General features: G+C 64.0%; 5 protein-coding genes. 1 reads left to right on the top strand and 4 read right to left on the bottom strand.

Annotation, left to right across the window (positions count from 1 at the left end):
• Positions 1-452 precede the first annotated feature (452 nt).
• On the top strand, positions 453-1,103 hold the full coding sequence (locus tag GFD21_RS04930; protein ID WP_163196827.1) for a hypothetical protein: 651 nt from the start codon (positions 453-455) through the stop codon (positions 1,101-1,103).
• A 79-nt stretch (positions 1,104-1,182) separates the two neighbouring features.
• Here GFD21_RS04930 and GFD21_RS04925 read toward each other — a convergent pair whose 3' ends face one another.
• From GFD21_RS04925 to GFD21_RS04910, 4 genes are all read right to left on the bottom strand, one after another.
• Positions 1,183-2,139, bottom strand: coding sequence for a type IV toxin-antitoxin system AbiEi family antitoxin domain-containing protein (locus GFD21_RS04925; protein WP_225431673.1), 957 nt, complete (start codon positions 2,137-2,139; stop codon positions 1,183-1,185).
• Between the two features lie 607 nt (positions 2,140-2,746).
• Positions 2,747-4,264 carry an L-arabinose isomerase gene (gene araA / locus GFD21_RS04920; RefSeq protein WP_163196826.1) on the bottom strand — a complete coding sequence of 506 codons (1,518 nt, stop codon included), beginning with the start codon at positions 4,262-4,264 and terminating at the stop codon, positions 2,747-2,749.
• A 44-nt stretch (positions 4,265-4,308) separates the two neighbouring features.
• A complete protein-coding gene (locus tag GFD21_RS04915; protein WP_163196825.1) occupies positions 4,309-5,001 on the bottom strand; it encodes an L-ribulose-5-phosphate 4-epimerase in 693 nt (230 codons plus the stop codon).
• 60 nt (positions 5,002-5,061) lie between these two features.
• Entirely contained in the window at positions 5,062-6,705 is a 1,644-nt protein-coding gene (locus tag GFD21_RS04910; RefSeq protein WP_163196824.1) for a xylulokinase, read from the bottom strand.
• Positions 6,706-6,728 lie beyond the last annotated feature (23 nt).

The following is a 6,728-nucleotide window of genomic DNA, read 5'->3' as shown; positions in this document are numbered from 1 at the left end:
GGCTGGTCCCGGGTCGGCTGGTCCCGGGTCGGCTGGTCCCGGGTCGGCTGGTCCCGGGTCGGCTGGTCCCGGGTCGGCTGGTCCCGGGTCGGTGTCCCGATCGGATACCGGCCCAAGGGACATCCTCCGTCACCCCTATACCGGCTGAAACCCCCGTTTTCCGGAATTTACAGCGTCAAATGGATGAAATCGCCCCTCATAATCGGGTGTTTGACGCTGTAAATCGGAGATAACGGGGGTTTCAGCCGGTATATGGGCTCTTTCATTGCGGAATGAGATAATTCCGTAATGGGGGATACCAATGGCGTAATGGGGAATCCCAATGGGTGGATCCCGTAATGAGGGATCCTAATGGGCGAGTTCCGGAAAGGGAACCCCGGAATACAGGCACCGACACCGCCGAACGCGAAATGACGACATCGAACAGGCGAAGCGGAAGGAGGACATCCGTCATGGGAATACTGTCGTGGCTGATACGGCCTCCTGCCGGTCACGATGATTCCGGCACGGACGGCCGGAATCGGGAATCCCCCGTGCTGACCGTGCTGCGCGCGCACAACGGCGGAGGAACGAGCGACGGGACATACGAGGACTTTCTCGACCGCCCGTCGGTCCGCAAGGCGATGCGCGACGATGCGGAGCTTCGTGGCTATATCCCGATGGACCGGTCCGCCACACTCGAACTGGCGGACCGGTTCCAGGACGTATACGGCGAGCGACTAAGGAGTATCTGCGGATACCGTGACGACGCGGATCCGTTCGCCGTCAACCAGATGATGTTCGAAACACCTTGGTCGAAATACGACGGCACCTACCTGTGGGTAGGCACCGATGGAAACACCTATCGCACATATCAGGAGCGTGGGCGGATCGATCCGGTGGAATCCGTCGACGATGAGGATGCCGTGGCCTATGATCTGGTCAGAGCCATCGTGAACGAGCGCGCGTACCGCATCATGTCGGCCAAACCGCATGAACCGTGGACGCACAGGGAGTGGCTCATACGGCTCTGCGCGTTGCAGGAGGCGCTGATGGCATGCTTCGGCGACGCATGGCGCGACCGTCTCGCCGAAGAGGACGAACGGCTGTTACGCCACTACTGAAACCGCCGGGGACGCCCTCCCTCCGGTTCGATAGATTCGGCATCCACCCCTCACGGCGACGACCGACGGCGGCATGCTACTACAGGACGCAGTGCACGCCCAGGTCCTCAAGGTCGCGGATGATCCGCCCCGGACTGTCCAGTTCGTTGGCGTACATGCGTATGACGGAGGCCTTCTGACGTTCGAGGCATTGCTGCCTGCGACGTTCGCCGTCGACCACCTCGCGTATCGACCTGCCGGACGCCATGTTCGGATCCACGTACTTGCGCACGCCGTCGAATTCCATCACCACACAGGTTCCATCCTCCTTCTTCCAAAGGAAATCCACACGATGCTTCCTGCCGGGATGGTCCAGACACGGGAATTCCGTCTGGATGTCGTCGGGAGGATAGCCCATCTCATGCAGCATGCCGCGCGCCGACGATTCGCCGCCGTTCTCGCTGCGCACGTCGGATAGGGTGAACGCCTCGAGCACGTCCCGGCGCCGCCGTGAGTATTTCACCGAGGAGGGATACGCCAGCAGCGCTTCACGGCTGACGGTCTCCGAACGCAATGCGGAATCGATGGGCGCAAGCGAGTACCGCAGCCGCAGCGTTGCGGCGCAGTCGAACAGGGTGCGCAACAGTCCCGTCACCTTCACTCCGTCGATCTCCACGGTCTCCGGATGGGAGATGACATGTCTCGTCAGCTGCTTGGTGTTGCGGTAGTGGGCACCGGGCGGTACGGCGATCCATAGCGGGCGGACCAGCCGATAGGAGCAATCCAGCCGGTGCATGACGGCGGCCGTCGGGCCGCAGAACACCCATTCGGGATGGCATCCGGCCAAGGCGCGGACGATGTGCCGGACCTGCTCGTACCGGTCAAGGGCGTTCCAGTAATCAGCCTGCGCATACAGTCCGCGGAAGGGCTTCACGACGGTTCCGGAGCGCATGCGACGTTGGATCGCCTTGAATTCCGTGTCCGTGGGCGAGACCGCGCAACGTCTCTCCTGACGCGCCTTGGCGAACAGCGCATCGACCGCAACATGCCGTACCATGTCCCCATTGTAGAGGGGGCGTCCGCGACGAATCTCAGGGCTGAAACCCCCGTTATCCGGAATCTACAGCGCCAAACACCCGTTTTCGTGGGCCTATTTCGGGCATTTGGCGCTGTAAATCGGAGATAACGGGGGTTTGAGCGGGTAAAGAAGCCAAAAGCAATGGAACCGGGAAGGAAAGAAAGAAAGAAAAAAGAAAGAAAAAAGAAAGAAACCGCTGGGATGGATGGGATGCCCGGGACGATTAGAACGAACAAGATACTCAGGAGAACCCGTGCCCTCCAAGACACCCAAGACACCCAAGACACCCAAGACACCGAGATGAACAGGACACCCGGAACAGACAGGGTGGTCAGGACGAACAAGATGCCCGGGGAGAGCGGCATATGGGGGCTCTGCATTGAAAGTGGTCAGGAACGACGAGGGGCCTACCCCTTACGGGATAGGCCCCTGACTTACCGGTCGGCGGGTGAAATCGGATGTTCCGCCATCAACCGATCAGTGACGGCTTGCCGGCATTGATCGATGCGTGTGTCCTCCAGGCGCACCGAGGGAAGGCGTACGAAGGTACGTCGACCGAGGAGCAACGACGAGGACACTCCATCAATCAGTGACGGTTGTCGAGACGGTGGTACATCTCGGACAGCTGCAGTTCCTTCTCGAACTGGCGGGCATCGGTCTTGTCGTCGATGACGGCGAGCTCGACGCCGGCGATGCGGGCGAAGTCCTCCCAAGCCTCACGACCGACGGAGGTGGTCATGCAGGTGTGGTGGGAGCCGCCGGCGGTGATCCAGCACTGGACGGCGGTCTTCAGGCTCGGCTGCGGCTTCCAGACGGCGCGGGCGCACGGCAGCTCCTTGAGGGAGCCCTGCGGCTCGACGACGTCCACGACGTCCATGAGCAGACGGAAGCGCTCGCGCTCGTCGGCCATGGAGACGACGACGGCGTCCTTCTTCGGCTTGCCGGAGAAGACCAGGCGCACCGGGTCGGCCTTGCCGCCGATGCCGAGCGGGTGGATCTCCAGCTTCGGCTTGGCGATGGTGCCGATGGCCGGGGAGACCTCGAGCATGTGGGAGCCCATGTCGAGCTCGTTGCCCTCGGTGAAGTTGTAGGAGTAGTCCTCCATGAGGGAGGCGCCACCCTCGAGGCCGTAGCCCATGACGGCGCCGATGCGCACGAGGACGGCGGTCTTCCAGTCGCCTTCGGCGGAGAAGCCCCAGCCGTACTCGGACGGGAAGCGCTGCGGGCCGACGCCCGGCAGCTGCGGCAGGGCGCCGAGGTCCTCGAAGTTGTCGACGCCGGCGGTGCAGCCGTTGGCGCGCATCATGTTGACCATCGCGGCCTCTTCCTTGGCGGCGATGAACAGGGAGTCGTACTTGGCGTCCAGCAGGGCCGGATCGACGTCGTACTTGGCCTTGTAGTCCTCGATGATCTCCTTGACCTGGTCGTCCTTGACGGCGTCGTACGCGGCGACGAGCTCGTTGACGGCCCAGGTGTTGATGGAGGCGCCGAAGACGCGCTCGGCCTCGGTCTTGTCGCCCTCGGTGACAGCGACGTTGCGCATGTTGTCGCCCCAGCGCATGACCTTCATGTTGTTGGAGGCGTCCCAGCCGGCGCAGGCGCGGGCCCAGGTGCCGACCTTCTCGGCGACCTCCGGGTCGGTGTAGTGGCCGACGACGATCTTGCGCGGGATGCCGAGGCGGGAGACGATGTAACCGAACTCACGGTCGCCGTGGGCGGCCTGGTTCAGGTTCATGAAGTCCATGTCGATGGTCTCCCACGGGATCTCCTTGTGGTGCTGGGTGGCCAGCTGCAGCAGCGGCTTGGTCAGCACTTCGAGGCCGCGAATCCACATCTTGGCCGGGGAGAAGGTGTGGCACCAGGTGATGACGCCGATGACGTTCGGGTTGGCGGAGGCCTCGACCATGAACTGCTTGACGCCGTCGGAGGACTTCAGGGTCGGCTTGAGGACGATCTTGGCCGGGATCTTGCCGGTCTTGTTGAGGTAGTCGACCATTTCGGCGGAGTGCTCCGCGACCTGACGCAGGGCCTCCTCGCCGTACAGGTCCTGCGAGCCGACGCCGAACCAGATTTCCTTGCCCTCGAAGGGGTTCTCCATAACCATGGGTTACTTCCTTTACTTCGTTGTGATGGTTGTTGGGTTAAGTCTCAGTGCTGGCCGTAGACGTTCTGGTAACGGTCGTTGAGCTTGTCGATGTCGGCCTGGTCGATCTCGATGATGTCGCCGAGCTGGCGGGCGGCCCACATGGTGTGCGCGACCTCCTCGGTCATGGCGGCGGCCTTGACGGCGCCCTCAGCATCCTTGCCGATGGTGAAGGGGCCGTGGTTCTGCATGAGGACGGCCGGGGACTTCGGGTACTTCTTGAGGGTCTCGACGACGCCCTTGCCGATGGCCTCGGAGCCGATGAGGCGGAACGGGCCGACCGGCACGGGGCCGCCGAACTCGTCGCCCATCATGGTCAGGCCGCACGGGATGTTCTGGCCGGTGGCCGCCCAGGCGGTGGCGTAGGTGGAGTGGGTGTGCACGACGCCGTAGACGTCGGGCATGTTGCGGTAGATGTAGGCGTGGGAGGCGGTGTCGGAGGACGGGGCCTCGGAGCCGTCGACCACGTTGCCCTCGAGGTCGCACACGACCATGGAGTTCGGGGTGAGGTTCTCGTAACGCACGCCGGACGGCTTGATGACCATGAGGTCGGCGGTGTGCAGACGCTGCGACACGTTGCCGGCGGTCCACACGACCAGGTTCCACTTGATCAGCTGCTGGTGCAGGTTGGAGACGACCTCGCGCACCTGCTTGACCTCGGCGCGGACCTCGGGACCGTAATCAGCCAGAGTTGCCATTGTTGGTTTTTCCTTTCCGATTGGATGGACGTTTCTGAAATTCCGTATGGGCCGTTCGGCCTACTTCTCCTCGAGGTCGATGGCCTCGATGGCGGTGTGCTCGATGGGCAGGCCCTTGCTGAAGCGCGCGAAGAAATCCTCGAAGCCGACGACGTCGCCCGCGCAGGGCTCCTCGGTGGTGGACTCGGCGTCCTTGAAGACGCAGCCGTCGAGGTAGTCGGCGAGGTTGTCATGGTCCGCGTCGGCGTGCCACAGGTAGTCGGCGAGCACGGCCATGCCCCAGGCGCCGCCTTCGGCCGCGGTGGACATGACCTTGATCGGGGTGTTGAACGCGGCGGCGAGGATCTTCTGGGCCACCTTCGGGGTGGTGAAGATGCCGCCGTGGCCGACGAGGGAGTCGATCTGGACGTGCTCCTGCTTGGTCATGACGTCCATGCCGATCTTGACCGGGGAGAACGCGGAGAACAGCTGGGCGCGCATGAAGTTGCCGAGGGTCATGTTGGCCTCGGGGCTGCGGGCGAACAACGGGCGGCCCTCCGGCAGGCCGGCGAGGAACTCGCCGGAGCGGAACGGGTAGTTGAGCAGGCCTCCGCAGTTGGAGTCGACGTCGTCGGCGATGGCGGCGCGGAACAGCGTGCCGTACAGGGAGCCGGCGTCGACCGGGTGGCCGATGGCCTTGGCGAACTGGCCGAACAGGCCGACCCAGGCGTTGAGGTCGGAGGTGAAGTTGTTGGCGTGGCTCATGCCCGCGAGGTCGCCGGCCGGGGTGGTGACGAGGTCGACTTCGGGGTGGAGGGCCTTGAGCTTGTGCTCGAGCACGACCATCGCGAAGATGGAGGTGCCGGCGGAGACGTTGCCGGTGCGCACGCGCACGGAGTTGGTGGCGACCATGCCGGTGCCGGCGTCGCCTTCCGGCGGGGCGAGCACGACGCCCGGTTCGAGGGCGCCGGACGGGTCGAGCAGCCTGGCGCCTTCGGCGGTGAGCTCGCCTGCGGGGGTACCGGCGACGAGCGGCTTGGGCAGCAGGTCGGCGAGCTTCCACGGCTGGGCGGCGACTTCGGGCAGCGCGTTGAACTTCTCGATGAACTCGGTCTCGTAGTCGTGGGTGGTCGGGTCGATCGGGAACATGCCGGAGGCGTCGCCGACGCCGAGGACCTTCTTGCCGGTGAGCTTCCAGTGGACGTAGCCGGCGAGCGTGGTGAAGTACGCGACCTTGGAGACGTGGCTCTCCTTGTTGAGCACGGCCTGGTAGAGGTGGGCGATGGACCAGCGTTCGGGGATGTTGTACTGGAACAGCTCGGAGAGCTTCTTGTGGGCTTCGGAGGTGTTGGTGTTCTGCCAGGTGCGGAACGGCACGAGCAGCTCGCCGTCCTTGTCGAAGGCGAGGTAGCCGTGCATCATGGCGGAGAAGCCGATGTGGCCGATGTGGGTGAGGGTCTCGCCGTAGGCGGTCTTCACGTCGTTGGCCATGGAGGCGTAGGCGGTCTGCAGGCCCTTCCAGATCTCGTCCTTGGAGTAGCTCCACAGGCCGTCCTCCAGGTGGGAGGCCCAGCCGTAGTCGCCGGAGGCGATGGTCTTGTACTCGTCGTCGATGAGCACCGCCTTGATGCGGGTGGAACCGAATTCGATGCCCAGCGAGGTCTTGCCGGCGCGGATCTTCTCGGCGATCGCCGCGACCTGCTCGGAGGCGTTCGTTGCTGCCATGTGTGGACTCCTTCTGACCGGCC

It is taken from the genome of Bifidobacterium platyrrhinorum, assembly GCF_010667645.1.
Lineage (GTDB): Bacteria > Actinomycetota > Actinomycetes > Actinomycetales > Bifidobacteriaceae > Bifidobacterium > Bifidobacterium platyrrhinorum.
Note: the sequence above shows the minus strand (reverse complement) of the source record. Positions and strands in the feature narration are given on the sequence as shown.

Excerpts from the sequence above, each read along its gene's own strand:
- GFD21_RS04930 (WP_163196827.1), top strand. The coding sequence starts at position 453 with ATGGGAATACTGTCGTGGCTGATACGGCCTCCTGCCGGTCACGATGAT.
- GFD21_RS04910 (WP_163196824.1), bottom strand. The coding sequence starts at position 6,705 with ATGGCAGCAACGAACGCCTCCGAGCAGGTCGCGGCGATCGCCGAGAAG.
- GFD21_RS04915 (WP_163196825.1), bottom strand. The coding sequence starts at position 5,001 with ATGGCAACTCTGGCTGATTACGGTCCCGAGGTCCGCGCCGAGGTCAAG.
- araA (WP_163196826.1), bottom strand. The coding sequence starts at position 4,264 with ATGGTTATGGAGAACCCCTTCGAGGGCAAGGAAATCTGGTTCGGCGTC.
- GFD21_RS04925 (WP_225431673.1), bottom strand. The coding sequence starts at position 2,139 with ATGGTACGGCATGTTGCGGTCGATGCGCTGTTCGCCAAGGCGCGTCAG.